This window comes from Lysobacter brunescens, assembly GCF_042677005.1.
Classification (GTDB): domain Bacteria; phylum Pseudomonadota; class Gammaproteobacteria; order Xanthomonadales; family Xanthomonadaceae; genus Lysobacter_I; species Lysobacter_I brunescens.
In genome coordinates, this window is sequence record NZ_JBHTIF010000001.1 from 89,727 (window position 1) to 112,892 (window position 23,166).

Here is a 23,166-nt window from a genome sequence, read left to right on the forward strand (position 1 = left end):
CAGTCGATCAGCGTGCGCCGCGCCCGAACAGCACCACTTCCACGGTCTGGAGCATGATCATCAGGTCGAAGACCAGGCCGTGGTTCTTCACGTAGAAGAGGTCGAACTTCAGCTTTTCGTTCGCGTCGCGCACCGAGGCGCCGTACGGGTACCGCAACTGCGCCCAGCCGGTCAGGCCGGGCTTCACAGAATGACGCACGTCGTAATAGCGGATCTCGCTGGCCAGCATCTCGACGAACTGCGGGCGCTCCGGGCGCGGCCCGACGAAACTCATCTCGCCCTTGAGCACGAGGAACAGCTGCGGCAGTTCGTCCAGCCGCGTCTTGCGGATGAACTTGCCCACGCGCGTGCTGCGGTCGTCGTTCTGCGTGGCCCAGCGCGCCACGCCGTCGCCTTCGGCGTCGACGCGCATGCTGCGGAACTTGATCATCTCGAAATGCCGGCCGTGTTCGCCGACGCGCACCTGACGGTAGATCACCGGGCCCTTCGACTCCAGCTTCACCGCCAGCGCGGTAAGCAGCATGACCGGCCAGGCCACGAGCAGCAGCGCGCTGGCCGCGAGCAGGTCGAAGAAGCGCTTGGTCAGGCGGCGCGGCGTGGAGTAGTCGAAGCCACCGGAGAACACGAGCCACGAGGGATCGACGATGTTGAGCTGGACCATGCCGGCCTCGCGCTCGAAGAAGGTCGACAGGTCGGTGACCTTCACGCCCAGCTGCACGCAGGCCAGCATCTGCGCCATCGGCATGCCGCCGCGGCGTTCGTCCGGCGCGATCACGATCTCATCGACGTTGAGGCGATCCGACAGCGCGCACAGCGGCTCGTCGGTCTGGATCAGGGACGACGCCTCCACGACCACCGGCTGTCCGGGCGCCGCCACGAATCCCAGCACGTTGAAGGACTGGCGATCGCTCTTGCGGCGCAGGCGGGTGTTGATCAGGTTGGCGTTGTTGCCCGCGCCGTAGACCAGGACCCGTTTCTTCAGGGCCTGCGCGCTGGACAGGCGCGCGACGATTCCGCGCACCAGGAAGATGCCGACCACGCCCATCGCCAGCGCGATGGCGAGGACGCCGCGACCGATGTAGGCCATCGGCGCCACGTAGTACACCACCAGCAGGGCCACGCCGCCGAGCGCGAACGACAGAAGCACGCGCAGGATGAGGTCGAGCAGGCTGTGGCGGACATAGGACTGGTACAGCCCGAAGGCGAGCATCGCGCCGGTGATGCTCAGGGCGACGAGCAGCGCGCGCGGCGCGATGCCTTCGATGAAGTGCGCCAGGCCTGCGGGATCCGCATGGAACCGCAGGCGCGCGGCCAGCATCACCGCCAGCATGAGCACGCCCAGCTCGACCGCCCAGAGGGCGCGTATTGCGACTTTCCTGCGACTTGATCGAACCGTCCTCACGCATCCCCCGAACATGTACGACTCGGCGATGCCGACACCGACGCGCAAAAAGACGCCCGCATCCCATGGCGCGCATTGCGCCGGGATGACAGGCTGTCCCGCACTTGCCCCCTGTGCCGACTTCACCCGCTTCGCCAGGCTCTGGTGCGTGCCACGGCATGCACCAAGATTCCCTTGCCCGGCTTCCCCTTGAACAACGTCACATTTTCCCGAACCCGGACAGGGTTTCAAGGTGCGACGGCCTGGGAAGTGATACCAGAGCGTGACCCATGCAGGATTCTGGACGTGACACCGGTCGGCATCGCCATTTCGTTGAATATGTGCAACGCCACATGCCGATGAATCGAGCGGAGCGGAGCTTCAGCTGCGGACGGCGCGATCCCGGCCATCGCCCTTGGCGCGATACAGCGCAGCGTCCGCCCGGCGCAGGAGGGCCTCGACATCGTCCCCGGGCAGGCCTTCGCTGACGCCCAGGCTGATGGTGACCCGCTCGTCGGCCGCGAAACCGTCGAAGCGGGCCTCGGCGACAAGCGCACGCAAGCGTTCGGCCAGCGCGAAGGCTGCGTCGGCACCGCAGGCGGGCAGCACGATCAGGAACTCCTCGCCCCCCATCCGCCCCAGCCGCGCATTCGCGGGGAGCGCGCGGCCGATGATGTCGGCGATCGACCGCAGCACGCGGTCGCCGCCGTGGTGGCCATGGACATCGTTGATCCGCTTGAAATGATCGACATCGAACGCGACCACGGCCAGCGCGCGCCCGTCGCGCAGCGCAGCCACCTCGCGCTCAAGACGTTCGAGGATGCTGCGCCGGTTCGGCATGCCGGTCAGCTCGTCGGTCATGGCCAGCCGGCGCAGGTGGAATCCACGCCGGACCTGCAGGATCGCCATCGCCGCGAGCAAGACCACCAGCGCCGTGCCGAGCAGGATGGTCAGGCGCTGCAGCGCGCGCATGCGCTCGGCGTTGCGCAGCGCTTCGCCGCGATGCGCGTTCTCGATCAGCAGTTCGCGGTTTTCCTGCTCCTTCTTCGCCGTATCGAACTGCACCCGCAATCGCGACCCCTGCTCCTCGCGTGCGCGGGCTTCGAGCAGTTCCTGGGTCGTACGGTAGGCCTTGAGCGCGTCGTAGGCCTTGCGCCAGTCGCCGGCTTCGGCATGGAGGTCGGCCTGCGATTCGTAGACCTGGGCGAGCAGGCGCGGATTGTTGCGGTCGTGGAAATACCGCTCGGCGATCGCGAGGTCGGCGAGCGCATCGCGCGGGCGCCCCAGCGCCTGCAGGATGCCCGCGCGCGAGATGCGGACGCGCGCGACGCTTTCGTCGCTGCCGGCGGCACGGTAACGGGCGATCGCGCTGTCCATCAGCGGCAAGGCGTCTTCCGGTCGGCCCTGCTTCGCCAGCACCAGGCCGATCGAACGCTCGCTCTCGGCCACGCCCGCCGTGTTGCCCAGTTCGAGGTCGATCGCCATGGCGCGACGGAAATCGGGCAGGGCTTCGTCCAGCCGCCCCTTCTGCACGTTGGCGGTGGCGATGTTGAACAGCATCGTCGCCACTTCGCTGCGCTGCCCGGCCGCCTCGTTGTCCTTGAGCAACTGCCGGTAGTAGCCGATGGCCTTGTCGAATTCGGCGACGTTGGTGTCGCTGTAGACATTGGCGATCGCATTGAGCGCGTACTGCTGGCCCGCCTTGCGGCCCAGGTCGCGGTTCAGCGCATAGGCGCGGTCGAGGTCGGCGATCGCCTCGTCGTAGCGGCCGTGGTAATGCCGGCTCTCGCCGCGCATCGCCAGCGCATCGGCCAGCGCGGCCTTGTCGCTGGCCCGTTCCGCTGCGGCGACGGCGTTCTCGTGCACCAGCGCGGCCTCGTGGCTCTTGCCCAGGCGCTCGAGGGCGTAGCCCTGACAGCCCAGGAAGCGCGCCACGCCGCGCATGTCGCCGACCGCGCGCGAGGCCTGTTCGCCGTCCTCGGCCAGGGGCAGGGCCGCCTGCGGGTCGATGTCGGCGGTGATCTCGCAGACGGCCGCCTCGGCACGGCGGACGAGCGCCTGCGCACCGGCGCGATCGGCCACGGTCACCGCGCGCCGGGCGAGGGACAGGGCTTCCTGTGGATTCCCGAGCTGCACCGCTTCGGCGCGCGACAGCAGGGTCAGCACCTCATTGTTCGCGCGCGCGTGCTGCGCCCGTGCCGGCGCGGCGAGAACGGCCACCAGGCATGCGGCGAGGCACAGCGCATTCATGCGGATGCGCCGGATGGTCTCGCGACGACGGGATGCGGCCCGGCCAGCCGCGACCGGGCGCGGCGAGCGTCCAGGCGCCTGTTGACGGGTCATGGATTCCGCCCCCCTGCGGAAGATGTGGTCCACCCGGGCGGTCGCTGCGAAGCACCCCCGGACGGGCGCGCATTGTAGGGGCAGGCCCACGGGAAGTGCAGACCGTCCATCGCGCTGCCATTGGACACGCATCGAGCGCCCCGCCATCGACAAGCCCCCTGCCGCGACATCCCGACCCATCTTGCACCCGATGGCGCCCTGCGCACAGGTCAGGCGAAGCCCATCGGACGGCCGGCAACCGCGCCTTGCACGGCGACTTTCCGACGAGCGGTCGGCCTGCGGAGCACGTCGAAGATCCGCCCCGTGCGGACCGCCCGGAAGACCGACCTCCCCCAGCGTCGGGACAGCGCCCTACGGGTCCGCGCGCTCCTGACGGACCCAGCGCCTGCCATGGTCGGTCTCGCGGTCGAACGCATCCTCGCGCGCCTGGAGCGCCTGCCGGACCTCCCTGCGCGCCGCGTCGAAGGCCGACTTGAGGATCCCGCAGTCAGGCGCATGACCAATGCCGCGCAGCCTGGCATCGAGTGCGCGCGCTGCGTCGATGCCGTTGTCGCGATGCCCCTGCTCGTGCATGCGCAGGCCATGCTCCAGCCGGTGCCATTGCTCGGCCAATGCCGGGGGTGGCGCCTGCCTGGGTCGCCAGCGCGGCAGGCGCATGGTGATGTCCATCTCGACGCGGATGCCGTAGGCCTCGCAGACGTCGCCGACCTGTCGCCGCCAGTACTGCACGCTCAGCGCGTGCCGCGTGATCGCCGCGACGGTCCGTCCACGCCCCAGCGGACCGCGCTCTGCAAGCTGGCGACGCAGCTCGTCGGGCGTCGCGGCATCGAGCAGGTAATGCTCGACCCGTTCGCTGACCGTCACCTCGGCCGCACTCCGCGACGGGCACGCGAGCAGGCACGCCGCGAGCACCAGCGACACGACGGACGATCCCGCAAGGACTGACGACACATCCACCTCGATTCCACGACGACGATGCAGGCGCGCAGCCCGCGTGATCGAACCATCGCGGTTTCGCGAAACGACCGGACGCCACCGGCATGCGGCGTCCGGCGATCCGTCAGCGCAGCCACATCCTCGCGCTGCGTGCCGGCAGGCTGAAGGTGTAGCTGCTGCTGCCGATGTTCACCACGCTGCCCGAGCCGAGGGTATCGGTGTAGTTGGCGTACCACCACAGGACGCTGTTGTTCATGTTCACCGTCGCATTGACCGTGCTGCCGCACTTGTTGATGCCGACGATGCCCTGGCTGCCGCGACGGAAGACGATGTGGCAGCTGCCGTGCGAGAGCACCTGCATGTCGCTGCCCTGCACCGCGTTGTGGAAGCGGATCATGCCCTTGATGTCGTTGCGGTTGTACGCATTGACCCAGCGGTTGTCGCCGCTTTCGTTGTTGTCCGAATACACCATCGGCTTGCCGCCGTTCCGTCCGAAGATGTAGGCATAGGCCAGCGTCTCGTCGACCGGATCCATCAGCGCGTAACGGAAGCCGCTGTTGTTCGGGATGTCGTGGGTCACGGTGAAGGTTAGTGCGCGGTTGCCCTGCAAGGCCTGGCCGTAGGCAGCCGGATCGACCAGGCTGCTCATGCTGCCGCCGAAGCCGAAGGCGTTGCGCAGGCTGGTCTGCAGCGGGAAATCGTACGCGGCGTGGTCGGTGCCCTGCAGGTAGGGCTGCAGGAAGCGGTCGTACTCGAGGCTGCCGGCGCCACCGCCGGTGATGATCTCGCCGAAGACGTACGTGCCGTTCTTGATGTCGGCGGTGAGCACGCTGTTGAGATGGGACATCGGCATGTGCTTGGCGGCATCGATGCGGAAGCCCTTCACGCCGATCGCCTTGAGCTGGCGCAGGTACTCCTGCTGCTGGCCGATCACCCAGCTGTTCGCCTTCAGGTCCGGCAGACCAACATCGCCGTTTCCGCCGCACAGGCGCCAGTTCTGCACCTGCCACACGTCGTTGTAGTCGGCGATGCAGCGCTGTTCGCCGAAATCCAGCGCACTGAGGAAGTTCGACGACAGCGTGCCGAACAGGCGGATCCCGTTGTAGTAGGTCGGATTGCCGGCGTAGAGATTGAGGATGCGCGTCCCCGGGTAGTTCAGGTCCGGGCGCTGCGCCGATTCGTTGGCCATGTGGTTCATCAGCACGTCGGCGTAGACGTCGATGTTGCGCGCGCGCAGCGCAGACACCATGCGCTTGAATGATGCGGTGTCGCCGAGCGGGTGGTGGATCACCCGATAGTCCTGCGGCTGGTAGCGCGCCCACCAGGCGCTGCCCTCGGATTTGTAGGCGGGCGCGACGAGCACGGCGCGATAGCCGGCGGACTGGATCTGCGCGGCGCGCGCCTCGACATCGGCATAGCGCCAGTTGAACGCATGCAGCACGGCATCGGCGCGCGCGGTCCCGGACAGCAGGGACGCGCCCGCGAGGGCACACAGCAGCAAGGCGGGGGACGCGGTGTTTCTCGACGGCTTGCGATCGAACGACATCTGGCTTCTCCTGATGCATGGCGTCCCGAAGCGGGACGAAGGTTCCCTGTGCACGGCGCGAGCGCGCCGCACGATGGCGACAGACGATGGATCGACCGGCCCCTGTTCCGGACGTTGGGCGTCGCGACACGCACGACATGCGCGACGCGAGAGCATGCTAGGAGCGCATCGCGGTGCAGCATGGACAGCTGCATACGTATTCAGATCGGCGCTCGTCGACAGCCGTCACGCACGCGTCGATTCGAGCGGATTCCGCACATGCCGCAGGCGAGGCGCGTGCGCTTCGGCGTGGCGCCTGCGCAAGCGCTTCAGCGAGGCGGTGCGGCGCGACCGCGCGGCGTGCCCTTGCGGCACGCGTCGGAGCAGTACTTCACGTTGTCCCAGTCACGCGCCCACTTCCTGCGCCATGCGAACGGGCGTCCGCACACCGGGCAGGTCTTCGTCGGCAGGTCGCGCTTGTCGGGCATGCAGGCGGGCTGCTCAGGCCTTGCGCAGGAAGCAGGTCTTCAGCACCAGGCCCTTGATCTTGTCGGAATGGCCTTCGATGTGTTCCGCATCGCCATCGACCAGGCGGATCTGCTTGATCACCGTGCCCTGCTTGAGCGGGATCGACGAGCCCTTGACCTTCAGGTCCTTGATGACGACCACCGTGTCGCCTTCCGCGAGCCGGTTGCCGTTGCTGTCGCGAACGATGAGCTCATCCCCCGCCGGCGCTTCGCCAGAGGCCGGCCACTCGAAGCCGCAGTCGGCGCAGATGAACAGCTCGCCGTCGCGGTAGGTGTTGGCGAGGGTGCATTGCGGGCAGGCGGGAACGGCGGTCATCGGGATTCCAAGGGTTCGACAGTGATGCATTGTCCCGCAGCGGCGACGCGGGCCACAAGCGCATGACCTTCGGGACTGGCCGCCCGGCGCGGGGCGCCGCAGGCTGCGCGCATCGCCAACGCGGGGATCGCCATGCGCGCCATCGTCCTGAGCCTGCTGCTGGCGTTCGCCGCACCGGCGACGCATGCGCAGGATGCCTTCGCGCGGATCACGCCCGAACAGGCCGGTTATTCGCCCGAGGCGCTGGAACGGCTGCGCCAGGCACTGCGCGAGGCCGGCTCGGACAGCCTGTTGCTGTTGCACGACGGCAAGGTGTTCTTCGAATACGGCGACATCCACAGGAAACTGCTGCTGCATTCGATGCGCAAACCGCTGCTCAACGCGCTGTACGGGATCCATGAAGCACGCGGCGAAATCGATCTCGATGCGACGCTGACGCAGCTGGGCATCGACGACATCCCGCCTGCGCTCACGGACGAGGAGCGACAGGCGCGACTCGAGGACGTGCTGAAATCCCGCTCCGGCGTCTACCATCCGGCCGCCGCCGAGTCCGAAGGCATGGCCGCATCACGCCCGCCACGCGGCGCGCATCCGCCGGGCACGCATTACTACTACAACAATTGGGATTTCAACGTTGCAGGCCGCATCCTGGAACGCGCGACCGGCGAGCGCCTGTACGACCTCTTCGACAGCGAGATCGCACGGCCGCTGGGCATGCGCGACTACCGCAACCGGATCGTGGTCGCGGCCGGCGATGGCTCGCCCGTCGATGCGAACGCCGATGGCTACTACCAGTACGAACGCGAGAAGTCGCAGTATCCCGCGTGGCACTTCCGGATGAGCGCCCACGACCTGGCCCTGTTCGGCCAGTTGTACCTGCAGCGCGGACAGTGGCGCGGGCAGCAGCTCGTGCCTGCCGACTGGATCGCGCGCAGCACGCAGCCCTATTCCATCGAGGACGCCAAGTACGGCCTGGCCTACGGGATGCTGTGGAACGTGCTGGTGCCGGCGACGCCCGACGAAACGCCATCGTTCTACCATACCGGCGTCGGCGTCCACATGCTCGGTGTGTATCCGAAGCACAAGCTGGTGATGGTGCACCGCGTCGACACCGAGCGTGCCTACCGGTTCAACGACGGCGATCTCTACCGCATCATCCGCCTCATCCACGCCGCACGCCTGCCGCAGGCGCAACAGGCTCAGTCCAGCTCCGGCCAGCCCGACGCATCCAGCGTCTCGCGATAGGCGTGCCACGCAGCGTAGGCCAGCCAGGGCATCAGCACGCCCAGCCCGAGCAGACCGGTCGCGAAGCCGATCGCGGTAAGCACGATGATGATCGCGGCCCACACGGCCATCACCGCCTTGTTGCGCAGGACCGCGTTCACGCTGGAAATACCGGCGGTGACCATGTCGACATCGCGGTCGGCGATCATCGGCAGCGAGAACGCGGCGATCGCGAAGGTCAGCGCCGCGAACACCGAGCCGACCAGCGAACCGATCGCCAGGAATTCCCACAACGCGTTCGCGTTGCTTTCGTCGATCGGGAAGAACGCGCCGACCATCATCCCGGCACGCGACCACAGCAGCACGATCACGCCCTGCACGATCGCGAACACGCCGGCCTGGCCGATCACGCGCCGGGCCAGCACGAAGGAATCGACTAGGGTCGGGCGTCGTCCCTTCTGCAGCGCGCGGCTGACGCAGTACAGGCCGACGCAGATCAGCGGCGCGACGAAGACGAAGCCCGACAGCAGCGTCGCCAGCAGCGCGAAGCGCCCGAGTTTCCATGCGAGCAGCGAAATGGCTGCGCTGACCAGGACGATGACCGCGCCGAACAGCAGCGACAGCCCCGGTGCGGCACGCAGGTCGCGCCAGCCGGCGCCCAGCCAGCGCCAGGGCGCGCCGATGTCGAGCGTGGCGCAGGGCACGACGAAGGGGCGGGCGTCCTCGGGACTCTGTTCGGTCGGGGTCACGGCATCGTTCCTCTGGCGCTGCGGACCGCCACAGCATAGCGAGGCGCCACGCACGAAGCGCGACCGCGCGACGGCCGGCGATGCTGCAGCGCAGCTTGCCCCAACGGCCAATGTCGAGCCGGGCGCGCCTGTGGCCCACTGCGCGCACCATCCGCAGGAGGCTCCCGCCCATGTCCGCCATGTCGCGTTCCCCGCACGTCCGTCGGCTCGCGTTCGCCCTGCTCTGCGCGCTCGCCGCGCCCGCAGCCTGGGCGCAGGTCGAAGTCACCGGCTTCGGCAGCAATCCAGGCAACCTGCGCATGTTCAAGCATGTGCCCGGCGGGCTGCCTTCGAGCGCACCGCTGGTCGTCGCCCTGCACGGCTGCGCGCAGTCGGCATCGAGCTACGACAACGAGACCGGCTGGCAGCTGTTCGCGGACCGCTTCCGCTTCGCCCTGCTGCTGCCGCAGCAGCAGTCGTCGAACAACGCCAGCAGTTGCTTCAACTGGTTCGAGAGCGGCGATACCTCGCGCGGCCAGGGCGAGGCGCTGTCGATCAAGCAGATGGTCGACCGCATGATCGCCGACCACGGCATCGCACCGTCGCGCGTGTACATCACCGGGTTGTCGGCGGGCGGCGCGATGACGGCAGCGATGCTGGCGACCTATCCCGACGTGTTCGCCGGCGGCGCGATCATCGCCGGACTCCCCTACCGCTGCGCGACGACGCAGAGCGCCGCGTTTTCCTGCATGAATCCGGGGAGCGACCTTACGCCCGCGCAGTGGGGCGACCGGGTGCGCGCGGCCTCGTCATGGACCGGGCCGAGGCCGATCGTCTCGATCTGGCATGGCGATGCCGACTACACCGTGCGTCCGATGAACCTGACCGAGAGCCTGGAGCAGTGGACGAACGTGCACGGCATCGATCAGGTCGCGGATGTCAGCGAAACCATCAGCGGTTATCCGCATCGCGTGTATCGCGACGCGGCCGGCGTCGCGCGCGTCGAGACCTGGACGATCACCGGCATGGGCCACGGCACGCCGGTCGACCCGGGCACCGGCGAGACGCAGTGCGGCACCGCCGGCGCGTACATCCTCGACGTGAACCTGTGTTCGAGCTACCGCATCGCGCGCTTCTTCGGTCTGGACAACCTCGACGGCGTGCCGCCGACCGCGACGATCACCGCACCCGCCAATGGTGCGGGCGTCAGCGGCATCGTCAACATCACCGCCAACGCGAGCGACGACATCGGCGTCGAGCGCGTGGAATTCCTGCTCGACGGCAGTCTGCTCGGCAGCGACGCCAGCGCGCCCTACGCCTTCGCCTGGAACAGTGCGACCACGAGCAACGGCGCGCACGTGCTCGCCGCGCGCGCGATCGATCTCGCCGGCAACACGGGCGTGTCGCCGCAGGTGAACGTGACCGTCAGCGGCGGCGGCAGCGGCGGATCGACCACCGTCGACTTCGCGAACGAGGACGCGAACGACGGTTACGTGAAGGCGACCGCGACCGGCGGCTCGCCCGCGATCGGCACGCTGGAATCCAGCCTCGGGCTGGCGATCGGTCGCGGCACCGACGGCAAGCTCAATCGCGCGATCCTGTCGTTCGACACCTCGTCGCTGCCCGACACCGCCACGGTGCTCTCGGCCACGCTCACCGTGACCTATCGCAGCGCCTCCGGCGACCCGTGGAGCAACCCGGCGGGCAACAGCCTCGTGATCGATGCGAAGAGCGGCTGCTTCGGCGCCTGCACGATCGAGACCGGCGACTGGGGCGCCGCGACGACAGCATCGGCGATCGCGCAGCTGCTGCCCTTCACCGGCGGCACGCAGATCAGCACGCCCTTCACGGCCACGGGCCTGGCCGCGATCAACCGCAGCGGCCGCACCCAGCTGAAACTGCGCTTCGCGAACCCGCAGACCGCCACCCACTACCTGTGGATCGGCAACGGCGCCACCGCCACGCTGCGGGTGACGTACCAGCCCTGAGACATGTCCCTCACGGCATCGGCTATGCTCCCCCGGCATACACCCGCCGGGGGACGGAACCGATGCCTGCAACGATTCGACGTGTCGCGATCGCGACCCTGCTCGCGCTCGCCCTGCCAGGCTGCGGCAGCGATGGGCCGCCGGACAGCGACGACGTGGATCGCGCGCTGCGCAAGGCGTTCGAGCACCAGAACGACCGCGGGGGCATCCGCATCAACATGGGCTCCGCAGGCGGGTTCAAGGACATCCGTTTCGACGTGCGCCTGCACAGCACCGTCGTGCATGGCTGCACCGGTGGCGAGCGCGTCTACGTGTGCGACATCACCTACCGCGCGAGCTTCCCGCCGGTGAAGGACGAACCCGAACGCATCCGCACCAAGGCCACCCTGTTCGACGGCCCCGGCGGCTGGCGGCTGATCGAATGACGTCGCCGCCCGCCCTTCCCATACCGATCCTGCATGAAGACCGACCGATGACCCTACGCGCCCTGACCGCCCTGCTCGCCCTCGCCCTGCTGCCTGCCGCGTTCGTGGCGCAGGCGCAATCGGGCGCCCTGCCGATGCCGCTGGAAAGCGAGGATCCGGAGAAGCCGCTGGAGATCATCGCCGACCAGACCTGGACCGGGCCGGAGATCCAGATCCAGTCGAAGGATATGCGCGGGCTGGGCACGCTCGAGTTCAAGCACGACGCCAGCAAGGGCCCGGTGACGCTGGTGATCGATTACGCCGCGACGCGCCCGGATCCGGATGCCGACAGCGAAGCGCTGATCGACATCGGCATCGAGTGCTACGACACGCCGCAGCCGTGCAAGATCCCGGTCAACCTCGGCGTGGTCAGCATCCGCTCCGCCTACATGGGCGAGAGCGTGGCGAACGTCGGGGCCTCGCCGCAGGCGGTGTGGGTCGGCCGCGAAGGGCACAGCTACACCTTCGCGGATGGCGCCATGGTCGCGGTCAGCCTCGACCTGCAGGATCGCGTGAACCTCGAACCGAAGGCGATCCGTGCACGGCTCTACTATGGCAACCGCAACGACGATGCCTTGCCCGGGCAGGCCACGCGCTTCGGCATCCTCACGAAGATCGCACTGGCGGTCGGCCTGCTGTTCGCACTGTTCCTGTGGTGGATGCGCCGGGGCTGAGCGGGATCTGCCGCGCGCATCGCGTGACGGAAGCGATGCCCGGCATCACGCCGGGCATCGCCTTGGCTGCTCAGACCGGCATCACGGCCCGACGGGGCAGCACAGCTTCTGCGACAGCACGGCCGAACGGGTCGGCAGCGGTTGCTGCACGGCGTCCTTCGGCGTGATGGTGACGCCGTAGGTCGCACTGGCGAGCGCCAGGCTGACCGCCGGCGGCTGCCAGTCGACCGCGCAACTGGTCTTGAGCGCATTGACCGAGGCGCGCGCGGTGAGCGCGTGCTGCGGGTCGCCGTTGGCCAGCCAGTTGGTGGTCGACAACCCGGCGAAATACGCGCCGTTGTTCGCGGACGAGAGCGTCAGCGCCTTCTCGGCCAGCGCGCCCTGCGTGCCGTAGCGCTTGCCCAGTCCACCGGGCAGCGGCAGCAGCGTCTGGGGATTGGCCAGGTGGAGGAACGCATCCTGGCTGAAGACGCCGTTGTAGGTGCCGTTCGCTTCGCCGCCGAACAGCAGCACGCCCGCGCCGACGCCGCTCACCGTGGTCGCCGTGGTGAGATCGCCGGCCCAGCCGATCTCGCGATCCGCCGTCGCGCCCCAGTGCGTGTGCACGCGCAGCAGGCAGTTGGGCACGAAGCGCGAGAGATAGACCTGGGAGGCCGCGCCGGCCGGGCTGGTTTCGCCCACGGCGAGGAATTCCGGCGTGCCCGCCGAGGTCTTCACCGGCACCACGTCGTGGTACTGCGCCGTGCCCAGGCCGCGCATGCGTGCGGTGCAGACCACCGCGCCGTTATTGCCGTTGACCTGCAGCACCGCTGCCTCGCCGGCGATGCGACCGACGGCGACCAGATCGCCGGTGGTGCTGGGCGCCACGGGGACGAGTTCGGCGATAGCGTGCAGTTCGAAGTCGCCCGCGATCGACGCCTGGTAGTCGCGCACCCAGATCGGCGTGCCGTTGACGCGGGTGCGGGCGATGCGCGCGCGGTAGACCGCCGGTGCGGCCGCCGTGGCCGGCTTGTAGTAACGGCCCAGCGCGACGAGATCGCCGGCTGCCGTGCCCGACGCCGCCGCGCCCGATGCCGCCTGCAGGATGTCCCAGCCGGTGTTGAACTCGGTGCTGTCGCCGTAGGCAAAGCGCCACAGCGGCTGGCCGTTGCAATCGATCTTGGTGACGATGAAGCGCGACTGCGGTGCGGCGACGTTGAGCGGGTCGAGGCTGCCGACCACCGCGAAACCGGTGCCGTCGCGGAATTCGGTCACCTGCGCGGCCTGTTCGGGCTGCTGGGCGGTGTCGTACTGGAACCGGTAGACCAGGCCGGCGCCTGCGGTCAGGCGCTCGATCAGCATGTTGGTGTTGGGGGCCGCGCCGCCGGGCGTGGTGGTGCCCACGCTGAGCACGCCGCCGGGGTTGAGGCAGTTGCGGATCTCCTTGGTGCCGCGATGCACATCGCGCTGGGCCGGCAGTCCGGAGACCAGTTCCCAGCTCTGCGCGGTCGCGTCGCGCGGGGCCATCGTTGCCAGTGATGCCAATGCCAGCGACAGCGGCGTCAGTGACATCCACGTACGTCTGTATGCGTTCATGCGTCTCTCCTTCGACTCGTGATCCATGAAAGCGATCCATGGCCGGCGTCCCGCCCGTGCGTCCCGATCGGCGCCGCATGCGCGACGCCCGTGCCCTGCACCGCTGGCGATCGACGACCGCCACTGCCGTCAACGCGCCGCCGTCGGCCCTCCGGCCAGCCCGCCGGCGCATTCGGTGCGGAATCGTGATGGCAGGCGGCGCTTCGCCGACCGGCGGCGTCACTCGCTGCGCGGCGCCGACACGCTGTCCTGCGCCGGCGGAGAAGACGACGCCGCGACCTGCACGCCGGGCCCGAGGTGCCGGCGCAGGAAGCCCGCGACGCCGGTCCAGACCGCTTCGACATCGTCCAGCGTCTCGAAGGCATGGCCGGCATCGCGCACCGTCAGCAGCGTCGGCTTCGTTCCGGCGATGTTGAGCATGCGCACGAGGCGCCGGGTGTGCTCGAAATCCACGCGCAGGTCGTCGTCGCCGTGCACCAGCATCAGCGGCACGCCCAGTTCGCGGAAACGGTAGGCGGGCGAGCGGCCCAGCAGGACCTCGGCATCGGTATCGGGATCGCCGAACGCGCGGACCAGCGCATCGCGTCCGCTCGCCGTGCTGCCGCTGTCGCTGGCGGTGAAGAACAGCAGCAGGTCGGTCAGCCCGGACATCGAGACCACGCAGCGGAACCGACCCGGCCAGCGCATCGCCGACACCATCGACGAGTAGCCGCCATAGCTGGCGCCGATCGCGCAGACCCGCTCACGGTCGATGCCGGGATCGTCGAGCACGGTCGCGAGCACGGCGTCGATGTCGTCCTCGATCAGCGTGCCCTGTGCGCGTCGCGCCGCGCTGCGGAAGGCGCTGCCGAAACCGTCGGAACCCCGGAAGTTCACCTGCAGCACGGCGTAGCCCAGCGACGCCAGGAACTGTACTTCGCGATCGAAGCCGCGCGCATCGCGCACGCCGACCGGGCCACCGTGCAGCAGCAGCACGAGCGGCGTGCGCCCGCTGCCCGGCGGCCGGGTCAGGTAGGCCTCGATCGGCGAGCCGTCGAGCGCGACCGCGCGCAGCAGCGTCGAGGGCGCGAACGCGCGACCGTCCAGCCATGGCGCTTCGGATTCGATGCGCGTGGCGCGCGGCGCACCGGCATCGGTATCCGCATCCAGATCGATGTGGAACAGGCCGCCCGGGTCATCCGCCGCTTCCACCCATGCGAGCAGGTCTCCGTCGGCCGCGCGGTCGGATGCGACGACGCTGCGCCCGGGGAACATCGACTGCAGCAGAGCATTGGTCGCCGGCGCGGCCGCATCGAAATATTCGCTGACCAGATGGCCGTCCTGGTGGTACATCGCGCCGACCGGCTCGCGTGCGCCATCGAGGATCGGCGCGACGACATCCACGCCCGGTCGGCTGAACAGCGTGGACAGGCGACCGGTCGCGGTGTCGAACACCAGCAGGTCGCGCTGCCCGCCGCCATGCGCGTCGGCAGGCGCATCGTCGTTGCGGGTCGGCTCGCCGAGACCGTAGATCCGCGCGCCGTCGAAGGACAGGCTGATCGGCGTGAAGGTATCGGCGGGATGGCGCAGCACTTCGACATGGTCGCCATCGGCGCCGTGCAGCAGGCGCCGCATGCTGCGGTTCTCGCGGTTCTCGCCATCCTCGCCGACAGCCGCGACCGCCACGCGCAGGCGCCCGCGACCATCCGAGAACCACGCCAGGTCGCCGTCGACGCCCCGGTTGAGCTTCGTCGCCGGATCGAAGGCTTCGCGCGTCATCGCGTGCGTGCTGTCGATGCGCAGGCGATGCACCATCAGCCGCCCGCGCCGGTCGCGCGAGGACACGAGCACGATGTCGTCACGCTCGGGCAGGATCTCGATCGCCTGCGCGTTCATCCAGCGCTCGAGCATGTCGAAGGCAGGCTCGCCCTCGCCCGGCGCGCGGAAGCGGAACACGCGCAGGTGCACGATGCTGGTGCCGGGCGCGCGGGTCGCGACCACGAAGACATCGCTGCCGGCCCAGCCCATCGTCTCGATGGGACAGCACATGCGCATCAGCGGCGTCGCCTGCCCGCCGGGCAGCGGCACCAGTTCGAGGTGATCGCCCTGCGCGTCGTGCAGCACCTTCACCAGCCGGTCGCCGCGCGGACTGAGGTCGGCGCGACTGATCCGCTCGCGACGCCACAGCTCGCGCACCGGCAGCGGCAGCGCGCCCGGCGCGGGCGGGCGGCGCACGTCGCTGAGCGCGGTGTGCGGCTTGCCGGCCAGGGCCTGCTGCGCGCGGTAGAACGCGGGAAAGGGATCGGGATAACGGCCGGTGTAGCGCAGCGGAACACGTTCGCCCAGGCCGGGATGGACCTCGTCCAGCCAGTCGATCGCCTGCAGCGCCCGGTTCGACAACTGCACGCGCGGCAGGTCCGAGATCACGTCGCGGACGATCAGGTCGCCGGGATAGTTCAGCACGCCCGCCTCGACCCGGAAGCGATGCTCGGGCCGGTCGTGCAGCAGGTAGCGCAGGCCGTAGAGCGTCGTCAGCCGATGCCAGCGGTACTCGCCGGCAGGCAGCGCATACAGCCGCGCCGTTGCCCCCGCCGGCAGGTTGCGGAGCGTCGCGGACTGCACGACCACCGCATCCGCCACGTCATCGCGGAAATGCACCTCGCGCAGCGGCGTGCGGGTATCGACCACGATCGCGACCAGCCCCTCGCCGTCGGCCAGTCGCGGCAGCTCGCCGGGCGGGATCTCGCGGACCTTCGCGAACGCGGCGAAGGACATCGCGAGCATGGCCGCCAGCACCACACGCAGCACGCTGGCCCGGACCGGCGCGCCGGAGCGCCGTCGCCGGGCCTTCATCGGGCCTCGCCGCTTTTCCCGTCGGGCTTGAGGTGCCGCTGCAGGAAGCCAGCGACCCCGTCCCAGACACGTTCGACATCGTCCAGCAAATCGAACCCATGATCGCCGTTCTCGACCGTGATCAGCGTCGGCCGGCGGCCCGCGATGTTGAGCATGCGCACCATGCGCCGCGTGTGCTCGTAATCGACGCGAAGGTCGTCGTCGCCATGCACCAGCATCAGCGCCGACTTCAGTTCGGCGTAGCGATACACGGGCGAATTGCGCCGCATGGCCTCCGCATCCTTGACCGGATCGCCGACGAAGCGCGTGAGCGCATCGCGACCAAGGCGGGTGTTGCCGCTGTCGCTGGCGGAGAAGAACAGCGGCATGTCGCTGAGGCCCGAGATCGACACCACGCAGCGATAGCGTTCCGGCCAGCGGACCGCCGAGATCAGCGCCGAGTAGCCGCCATAGCTGGAGCCGATCGCGCACATCCTCGACGCGTCGATGCGCGGGTCGCGGACGACCTCGGCCAGCACCGTATCGATGTCGTCCTCGATGGACGTGCCGTGCGCGCGCATGCCGGCATCGCGAAACGACGTGCCGAAGCCGTCGGACCCCCTGAAATTCACCTGCAGCACGGCGATCCCGAGCGACGCGATGAACTGCACCTCGCGGTCGAAGCCACGGACATCGCGCACGCCGACCGGTCCGCCGTGGGACAGCACGACCAGCGGCCACCGTCCCGGTCCCGGTCCGCGAGGCAGGGTGAGATAGGACTCGATCGTCTTGCCGTCGCGGGACGGCGTCTTCAGCACTTCCGTCGGCGAGAAGCGATGACCCGCCAGCCACGGCGCGTCCGATTCGATCATCGTGGCCTTGTTCGACGAAAGATCGACGTGATAGAGCGCTCCCGCGTCTTCGGCACCGCTCACCCAGACCAGCATGCCGCCGTTCACGGCGCGATCCGAACCCGCGATGGCCTTGCCCGGGAACAGGCGCTGCAGCGCCTCGGTCGTTCCGCTCTGTGCCTGGTCGAAATAGTCGCTCACCAGGTGGCCGTCCAGGTGGTACATCGCGCCGATCGGCTTGCGCGCACCGTCGAGGATCGGCGCGACCACGTCGACACCCGGCTTGCTGAAAAGCGTCTGGATCGTCCGCGACGCGGTGTCGAAGACGACGAGGTCGCGCTGTCCGCGCCCGTGCTCGCTCAACCCGTAGATGCGATCACCGTCGAACGACAGGCTGATCGGAAAGAACGGGGTTTCCAGGCCGAAACGCATGACCTCGCGGAACGAGCCATCGAGCCCGTGCATGATCGCAAGCTCTTCGCCGACGCGGCTGAGGGCGACCCGCAGGCGGCCCTGGCCGTCGGCGAACCATGCCCTGTCCTCCGCCACCCCGCGATTGATCCTGTTGCCGGGCTTGAAGCGGAATTTCGCCATCTCCTTGCGATCGCGGATGCCGAGGCGATGCACCAGCAGGCGGCCGTCGTCGTCGAAGGACGACAGCAGCATGTAGTCGGGCTGCTCGGGCAGCAGGGTGACGAACTGCGCATAGGTGAGCTGCTCGAGATGTTCGAAGGCGCGCGTGCCCGCCTCGGTCTTGCGGAAACGGAAGACGTGGATGTCCGCCGCGCTGGAGCCCGGCTGCCGCAGCGCGACGATGAAAACGTCATCGCCCGCCCAGCCCATCTCGTCGATCGGACCGTCGCCCTTCATCAGCAGCGTGGATTCGCCGCCCGGCAGTTCCACGAGGTGGTATTCGGTCCCGGCGTCGGTGTTCAGCACCTTGACCAGCATGTCGCCGCGAGGATTCAGGTCCGCGGCGGACATGCGCTCCCTGCGCCACAGGGCGCGCGCAGGCAGCGGCAACGGCCCGGGCTTCGGGGGGTTCAACGCATAGGCCAGTTCCGAATGCGGCTTGCCGACGGCGCGCTGCGCCTCGCGATAGAACGCGGGAAAGGCATCCGGGTAGATCCCCGCATAGCGGAAAGCGAGGCGTTCGCCCAGGCCCGGATAGTTCGAGTCCAGCCAGTCCATCGCCTGCACGCTGCGATTGGAGAACTGCAGCCGTGGCGCTTCGGACAGGATTCCGCGGACGATCAGGTCGCCCGGGTAGTTCAGCGTGCCGGCTTCGACCTTGAACCGGGTGCCCGGCTTGTCGATGAACGCGTAGCGCAGGCCGTACCGGGACGTCAGCCGGGCCCATTCGTATTCGCCCGCAGGCAGGACGTAGAGCTTGGGCGTGGCGCCGGGCGGCGCGGAATCGATGACCGCGGAATGGATCAACCGACCTTCCTGCCGGAAGCGGATGTCGGACAGCCGCGAGTCGGTGTCGATCACGATGATGACGAGCCCTTCGCCCGGCCCGACCTCGGGCACCTGCCCAGGCGGCACCTCCCGGACCTTCGCCTGCACGGCGAACACGACCATCCAGCCCACGATCAAACCGCAGATCCAGCGCATCATTCCCCCTCTCGCATCAAGGACGCATCACCGCACACCTCACCGCAACTGGCTGTCCTTGCTGCCACGCCGGTTGTAGCCGCTGAAGGCGCCGGCTTCGCGATCCTGCGCGTCCTGGCAGCTCACGCACAGGCGCACGCCGGGGACAGCCTTGCGCCGGGCTTCCGGGATCTCGGCATCGCATTCCTCGCAGCGTTCCAGCCCGGGCCCTTGGGCGAGCTGCCGCCGCACGCGCTCGATGCCGTCCTTGATGGTCGCGTCGATCTGGTCCTGCACCGCGCCGTCGCCGGCCCATCCGGTCGCCATGGTCGCCTCCGCCGAGTGTTCACGTACCGGCCGATCATACGCCGGGCGCCGGCGCGACTCAGCCCCGCGCGCGCATCCGCACCCGGGGGCGCAGGGTCACGCTCAGGGTGTCGCTCATCAGCTGCACTTCCTCGTCCTGGATCATCGCGGTCAGGCGCATGCCGCGCTGGACGTGGGCCAGCATCTCGTCGATGGCCTTTGGGTCGAGGTCGAGCACGGTGAGGTTCTCGAAGCGCGCCAGTCCCGCAGCGTTCTTGTTCCACCAGACCTCGGCAGCGTTGCCGCCGTAGTTGACCACCACCACCTTGCGCGCGCGGGCGCAGGCCTTGCGGACGCGGCTTTCGTCGGGCTGGCCCAGGTCGATCCACAGCAGGATGTCGCCGACGTAATCGCGCTGCCAGAGGTCCGGCTCGCTTTCGTCGCTGAGCCCGCGACCGAATTCCAGTCGTTCGTCGGCATGCAGCGCGAACGCCAGCAGCCGCACCAGCAGCCGGATGTCGGTTTCCGACGGGTGCTGGGCCAGCGTCAGGTTGTGCTGCGCGTAGTAGTGCCGGTCCATGTCGCTGACCTGCAGCTCGACCTTGACCACGGTGGATTTGGGCGACATGCCGGCGACTCGGGAAAAGGGCGCCGAGTGTAGCCCGCTTTGCTACCCTGCCGGGATGTCGCAGACCCCTGAAATCCGCCGCCTCGACACGCGCCGGCTCGATCCCGACCGCCCGGAAGACCTCGACGCCGCCGTCGCCCTGCTCCGCGCCGGCAGGCTGGTCGCCGTGCCCACCGAGACCGTGTACGGCCTGGCCGCCGACGCCCGCAGCCCGGAGGCCGTGCGCGGCATCTTCGCGGCCAAGGGCCGGCCCTCGAACCATCCGCTGATCGTCCACCTGCCGGATGCGTCGCATCTGTCGCGCTGGGCCGTGGACATCCCCGACGCCGCCTGGCGGCTCGCCGAGGCGTTCTGGCCCGGCCCACTCACCCTGCTCCTGCCGAAGGCGCCCGATGTGCCCGGCGAAGTCACCGGCGGCCGCCCCAGCATCGGTCTGCGCGTGCCCGCGCACCCGGTGATGCACGCCCTGCTCGTGCGCCTCGACGGCGGGCTGGCAGCGCCGTCGGCGAATCCCTACCAGCGCCTGAGTCCGACCAGCGCCGACCAGGTGCTGGCCGGGCTGTCGGGACGCATCGATGCGGTGCTCGATGGCGGTGCGTGCGAGGTCGGACTGGAATCGACCATCGTCGATCTGACCGGCTGCGCCACCGGCGAGCCGCCACGCATCGTGCGCGCCGGACCGATCACGCGCGCGCAGCTCGAAGCCGCGCTCGGCATGCCGGTCGACTTTCCCGGGCAGCACACGGTCGCCGTACCCGGCAACGTCGCGGTGCATTACCGCCCCGGCACGCCGCTGCGCATGTTCGACACCGCCACGCTGCGCGCGCAGCTCGACGCCCTGCCCGACGACGCCCGCATCGCGCTGGCGCACACCAGCGACGATCTGCCCGCATCGCGCGGCGTGATCGCCACACTGCGCCTGCCTGCCGACAAACCCGGTTTCGCCCGCGCGCTCTACGCCACGCTGCACGCCCTCGATCGCGCCGGCGCCGACGCGATCTGGCTGGAACGCCCGCCCGAAGGCGAGGACTGGCGCGACGTGCACGACCGCCTGTCGCGCGCAGTCAGCGGCTGAATCCACAGGGCGTCGATCACGCTCAGCCCTGCAGCGCGCGCATCACGTTCGGCATGATCCAGCCGCTGCCGAACCCCGGCGGCTGCTTCAGGCGACGGCGCAGGTTCTCGCTGACCCGATGGCGGACCAGCGGCGTGATCCGGAACTGGCGCGGTACCTGCCGCGACTGCAGCTCGGCGCGCTGCGCGGCCAGCGACTTCGCTGCGGACGGGAAGCCGAGATCGATGAACGGCGAGGCGAAGATCTCCGTCCGGTTCGCGGCATCGCCCGCGCTGGTGCGACTGTAGAACGGCAGGAAACGCCCGGCGACGCTGGTCAGCCCCTGGTAGTCGCCGACGAACAGGCCGTTGGCGACCGGCGCCAGCGTCATCTCGAACGGTTCGGCGACGCGCGCCTCGGTCCAGGTCGCGCCCCGGTCGAACGAACGCGCCAGCCAGTAGTCGGTGGGCAGGCCGGTCGCGACGGTATTGCTGCGGAAGTCGTAGTAGCTCACGCCGAGCACGCCGTCGCGGGTGACGTGCACGCTCGGGGTGAACGCAGGCACGCTCGGCGCGGCGTTCACGCGCGTAGGCGCCGACCAGCTCAGGCCTCCGTCGCTGGAACGCGAGATCGCGATCGCGTCGATCGCGCCGGCGCTGAAGCGCGAATCCTGCCAGGCGATGTAGACGTCGCCATCGGGCGCGGCGGCGATCGACGGCACGATCGAACCGTCGCGGATCGCCGCGCCGGTCTCCGGATGCCGCGTGCCGATCGCGAGCAGGTCGGACACGTAGATCGGCCCGGACCACGTGGCGCCTCGATCGAGCGAGCGCAGCACGCCGACGCGTGCGCGCTGCGGCGCGCCGAGCGGATAGTCGATCTGCGTGAAGAGGTTGAGCAGCACGCCGCCGGAGAGCACCACGACCTGGTTCGCGATGGTCTGCGCGCGCGTGCCCGGGTCGAAGATCACGCGCGCGCCTTCCCAACTGGCGCCGCCGTTGGTGGTGCGGGTGAAGACGGTCGGCCCGGTGTTGTTGGCGTCGACCAGGCGATCCCAGGTCGCATAGACGTAGTTCGCGTCGAACGGATCGGCGGTCATCGCGTTCTTGTCGTTGAACGCACCGGCGCCGTCGACGATCAGCGTGACGGGATTGCTCCAGCTCAACCCATGGTCGAACGACCGGCTGGCGAGCATCGCGCTGGTCGCGCCGCTGACCGACAGCGACATCGCATGGACCACGCCGTTCGGCGAATACGATACCCACGGATCCGACGCGCGCTCGTAGTTGCCGCCGTTCATCACCGTGCCGCCGCCGCAGCGCGAGAACGGCAGCGCGGTGCGTTGCCACGAACGTCCGCCGTCGAAGCTGGTGGCGGCGACCAGGCCGCGCGCGGCGCCGTTCGACCAGCGATCCTGCTGCCAGGCACCGACGAGGATGCTCGGGTTCGCCGGATTCACCGTGACGTAGGGTTCGACTTCGGCGTTGACGTACAGCGTGCCGCTGGGCGTGACTCCGTCGCAGCCGGCCGTGAACGGCGTGGGCCCGGACGCGAGGCTCTGCGCCGAGGTCAGACGCGTCGCGGGCAGCGGGCCACCGGTGATGCGCGGACGGTCCGCCTGCGCGAGGGCGATGGATGCCGTGATCGCAAGCGAGAGCGCAAGCGCCATGCGCAGCGAGCTGCAGGATGCCGAGGATGCCGCCGACTCGATGGCCATGTCGCCTCCGGAAATTCGCATCGAACGCAGTCGACGCGGCTGCAGTCTGCGCCTCGCGGGACGCAGGCGCATCGACCGGATCGGACCCGCGCCGCGGCGGATCACTCCCGGTCGAAGTTGATCCGCACGTCCTTGACCGTGCTCGACACCAGCACGATTGTGAAGCCACGGAAGAAATGCCGCTTCACCAGCACGTCTTCGCCATCGTCCAGCTCGGCATCGACCCACTTGCCCGCCTGGCGGTCGATCGCGGTCTTCACCTTGCGCGCGACCCGGTTCTCGCCGTCGTTGCGCTCGATCACCGCCACCACCCGCACCGGCGGCTGCCCTGCCGGGACGATCTCGAACACCATCTCCCCTGCCGATTCCGCCGCACCGCTGAATTGCAGGCGCCACTTGTTCGAATTCGCGGCCGACGCGACGGCCGCGAGCGCTGACAGGCCAAGCACGATCCCGCATCGCAGCAGCAAGGACACCTTCTTCATTCGAACACCGGGGACGAGAGCGGACAGGGCGCCAGTC

Annotated in this window: 19 protein-coding genes; 5 read left to right on the top strand and 14 right to left on the bottom strand. The window is 69.2% G+C overall.

Translation table 11 applies throughout. From position 1 onward, the window contains the following. Nucleotides 1–7: 7 nt before the first annotated feature. From ACFQ0E_RS00415 to ACFQ0E_RS00440, 6 genes are all read right to left on the bottom strand, one after another. Nucleotides 8–1,336: a TIGR03013 family XrtA/PEP-CTERM system glycosyltransferase gene (locus tag ACFQ0E_RS00415; RefSeq protein ID WP_386821735.1), complete on the bottom strand. Its 1,329-nt coding sequence runs from the start codon at nt 1,334–1,336 to the stop codon at nt 8–10. A gap of 426 nt (nt 1,337–1,762) precedes the next feature. Next, complete coding sequence (locus tag ACFQ0E_RS00420) at nt 1,763–3,724, bottom strand: GGDEF domain-containing protein (protein ID WP_386821736.1); 1,962 nt, start codon at nt 3,722–3,724, stop codon at nt 1,763–1,765. 351 nt (nt 3,725–4,075) lie between these two features. Continuing rightward, nucleotides 4,076–4,645, bottom strand: coding sequence for a DUF922 domain-containing protein (locus ACFQ0E_RS00425; RefSeq protein WP_386821737.1), 570 nt, complete (start codon nt 4,643–4,645; stop codon nt 4,076–4,078). 139 nt (nt 4,646–4,784) lie between these two features. Beyond that, nucleotides 4,785–6,158, bottom strand: coding sequence for an alpha-amylase family glycosyl hydrolase (locus ACFQ0E_RS00430; protein WP_386823982.1), 1,374 nt, complete (start codon nt 6,156–6,158; stop codon nt 4,785–4,787). 356 nt (nt 6,159–6,514) lie between these two features. After that, nucleotides 6,515–6,673, bottom strand: coding sequence for a DUF2256 domain-containing protein (locus ACFQ0E_RS00435; protein ID WP_386821738.1), 159 nt, complete (start codon nt 6,671–6,673; stop codon nt 6,515–6,517). Between the two features lie 13 nt (nt 6,674–6,686). Next, nucleotides 6,687–7,028, bottom strand: a complete 342-nt coding sequence (locus ACFQ0E_RS00440) for a zinc ribbon domain-containing protein YjdM (RefSeq protein WP_386821739.1) — start codon at nt 7,026–7,028, stop codon at nt 6,687–6,689. Nucleotides 7,029–7,160: 132 nt separating this feature from the next. Between ACFQ0E_RS00440 and ACFQ0E_RS00445 the strand changes: the two genes are divergently transcribed. Beyond that, nucleotides 7,161–8,273 carry a serine hydrolase domain-containing protein gene (locus tag ACFQ0E_RS00445; protein ID WP_386821740.1) on the top strand — a complete coding sequence of 371 codons (1,113 nt, stop codon included), beginning with the start codon at nt 7,161–7,163 and terminating at the stop codon, nt 8,271–8,273. On the opposite strand, the gene ACFQ0E_RS00450 is transcribed toward ACFQ0E_RS00445, so the two are convergent. Beyond that, nucleotides 8,228–9,001, bottom strand: a complete 774-nt coding sequence (locus ACFQ0E_RS00450; RefSeq protein WP_386821741.1) for a DUF2189 domain-containing protein — start codon at nt 8,999–9,001, stop codon at nt 8,228–8,230. The two genes, ACFQ0E_RS00445 and ACFQ0E_RS00450, sit on opposite strands and share 46 nt — an antisense overlap. 170 nt (nt 9,002–9,171) lie before the next feature. On the opposite strand from ACFQ0E_RS00450, the gene ACFQ0E_RS00455 reads away from it, so the two are divergent. The 3 genes from ACFQ0E_RS00455 (at nt 9,172) to ACFQ0E_RS00465 (ending at nt 12,106) form a co-directional block, all read left to right on the top strand. After that, complete coding sequence (locus ACFQ0E_RS00455) at nt 9,172–10,968, top strand: extracellular catalytic domain type 1 short-chain-length polyhydroxyalkanoate depolymerase (RefSeq protein ID WP_386821742.1); 1,797 nt, start codon at nt 9,172–9,174, stop codon at nt 10,966–10,968. Nucleotides 10,969–11,030: 62 nt separating this feature from the next. Then, a complete protein-coding gene (locus ACFQ0E_RS00460) occupies nt 11,031–11,393 on the top strand; it encodes a hypothetical protein (RefSeq protein ID WP_386821743.1) in 363 nt (120 codons plus the stop codon). 47 nt (nt 11,394–11,440) lie between these two features. Continuing rightward, complete coding sequence (locus ACFQ0E_RS00465; RefSeq protein WP_386821744.1) at nt 11,441–12,106, top strand: hypothetical protein; 666 nt, start codon at nt 11,441–11,443, stop codon at nt 12,104–12,106. A gap of 81 nt (nt 12,107–12,187) precedes the next feature. Here the strand turns inward: ACFQ0E_RS00465 and ACFQ0E_RS00470 are convergent, their stop codons facing one another. The 5 genes from ACFQ0E_RS00470 to ACFQ0E_RS00490 form a co-directional block, all read right to left on the bottom strand. Then, on the bottom strand, nt 12,188–13,681 hold the full coding sequence (locus ACFQ0E_RS00470) for a hypothetical protein (protein ID WP_386821745.1): 1,494 nt from the start codon (nt 13,679–13,681) through the stop codon (nt 12,188–12,190). Between the two features lie 219 nt (nt 13,682–13,900). Next, nucleotides 13,901–16,513, bottom strand: a complete 2,613-nt coding sequence (locus ACFQ0E_RS00475; RefSeq protein ID WP_386821746.1) for an alpha/beta hydrolase family protein — start codon at nt 16,511–16,513, stop codon at nt 13,901–13,903. Then, nucleotides 16,510–18,963, bottom strand: coding sequence for an alpha/beta hydrolase family protein (locus tag ACFQ0E_RS00480; RefSeq protein WP_386821747.1), 2,454 nt, complete (start codon nt 18,961–18,963; stop codon nt 16,510–16,512). Before ACFQ0E_RS00480 ends, ACFQ0E_RS00475 begins: the two co-directional genes overlap by 4 nt. Nucleotides 18,964–18,999: 36 nt before the next feature. Continuing rightward, nucleotides 19,000–19,266, bottom strand: a complete 267-nt coding sequence (locus ACFQ0E_RS00485; protein ID WP_386821748.1) for a DksA/TraR family C4-type zinc finger protein — start codon at nt 19,264–19,266, stop codon at nt 19,000–19,002. 58 nt (nt 19,267–19,324) lie between these two features. Then, complete coding sequence (locus ACFQ0E_RS00490; RefSeq protein ID WP_386821749.1) at nt 19,325–19,873, bottom strand: YaeQ family protein; 549 nt, start codon at nt 19,871–19,873, stop codon at nt 19,325–19,327. A gap of 55 nt (nt 19,874–19,928) precedes the next feature. Here ACFQ0E_RS00490 and ACFQ0E_RS00495 point away from each other — a divergent pair, with 55 nt between their 5' ends. Continuing rightward, the gene (locus ACFQ0E_RS00495; RefSeq protein WP_386821750.1) at nt 19,929–20,948 is read left to right on the top strand and encodes an L-threonylcarbamoyladenylate synthase; all 1,020 of its coding nucleotides are present in this window, start codon (nt 19,929–19,931) and stop codon (nt 20,946–20,948) included. A gap of 22 nt (nt 20,949–20,970) precedes the next feature. Here ACFQ0E_RS00495 and ACFQ0E_RS00500 read toward each other — a convergent pair whose 3' ends face one another. Further along, nucleotides 20,971–22,644, bottom strand: coding sequence for a sialidase family protein (locus ACFQ0E_RS00500; RefSeq protein ID WP_386821751.1), 1,674 nt, complete (start codon nt 22,642–22,644; stop codon nt 20,971–20,973). A gap of 101 nt (nt 22,645–22,745) precedes the next feature. Further along, nucleotides 22,746–23,129, bottom strand: a complete 384-nt coding sequence (locus tag ACFQ0E_RS00505) for a hypothetical protein (RefSeq protein ID WP_386821752.1) — start codon at nt 23,127–23,129, stop codon at nt 22,746–22,748. Between the last annotated feature and the right edge of the window lie 37 nt (nt 23,130–23,166).

Excerpts from the sequence above, each read along its gene's own strand:
- ACFQ0E_RS00460 (WP_386821743.1), top strand. The coding sequence starts at position 11,031 with ATGCCTGCAACGATTCGACGTGTCGCGATCGCGACCCTGCTCGCGCTC.
- ACFQ0E_RS00490 (WP_386821749.1), bottom strand. The coding sequence starts at position 19,873 with ATGTCGCCCAAATCCACCGTGGTCAAGGTCGAGCTGCAGGTCAGCGAC.
- ACFQ0E_RS00480 (WP_386821747.1), bottom strand. The coding sequence starts at position 18,963 with ATGATGCGCTGGATCTGCGGTTTGATCGTGGGCTGGATGGTCGTGTTC.
- ACFQ0E_RS00485 (WP_386821748.1), bottom strand. The coding sequence starts at position 19,266 with ATGGCGACCGGATGGGCCGGCGACGGCGCGGTGCAGGACCAGATCGAC.
- ACFQ0E_RS00455 (WP_386821742.1), top strand. The coding sequence starts at position 9,172 with ATGTCCGCCATGTCGCGTTCCCCGCACGTCCGTCGGCTCGCGTTCGCC.
- ACFQ0E_RS00440 (WP_386821739.1), bottom strand. The coding sequence starts at position 7,028 with ATGACCGCCGTTCCCGCCTGCCCGCAATGCACCCTCGCCAACACCTAC.
- ACFQ0E_RS00475 (WP_386821746.1), bottom strand. The coding sequence starts at position 16,513 with ATGAAGGCCCGGCGACGGCGCTCCGGCGCGCCGGTCCGGGCCAGCGTG.
- ACFQ0E_RS00505 (WP_386821752.1), bottom strand. The coding sequence starts at position 23,129 with ATGAAGAAGGTGTCCTTGCTGCTGCGATGCGGGATCGTGCTTGGCCTG.
- ACFQ0E_RS00465 (WP_386821744.1), top strand. The coding sequence starts at position 11,441 with ATGACCCTACGCGCCCTGACCGCCCTGCTCGCCCTCGCCCTGCTGCCT.
- ACFQ0E_RS00420 (WP_386821736.1), bottom strand. The coding sequence starts at position 3,724 with ATGACCCGTCAACAGGCGCCTGGACGCTCGCCGCGCCCGGTCGCGGCT.
- ACFQ0E_RS00470 (WP_386821745.1), bottom strand. The coding sequence starts at position 13,681 with ATGAACGCATACAGACGTACGTGGATGTCACTGACGCCGCTGTCGCTG.
- ACFQ0E_RS00500 (WP_386821751.1), bottom strand. The coding sequence starts at position 22,644 with ATGGCCATCGAGTCGGCGGCATCCTCGGCATCCTGCAGCTCGCTGCGC.
- ACFQ0E_RS00495 (WP_386821750.1), top strand. The coding sequence starts at position 19,929 with ATGTCGCAGACCCCTGAAATCCGCCGCCTCGACACGCGCCGGCTCGAT.
- ACFQ0E_RS00445 (WP_386821740.1), top strand. The coding sequence starts at position 7,161 with ATGCGCGCCATCGTCCTGAGCCTGCTGCTGGCGTTCGCCGCACCGGCG.
- ACFQ0E_RS00435 (WP_386821738.1), bottom strand. The coding sequence starts at position 6,673 with ATGCCCGACAAGCGCGACCTGCCGACGAAGACCTGCCCGGTGTGCGGA.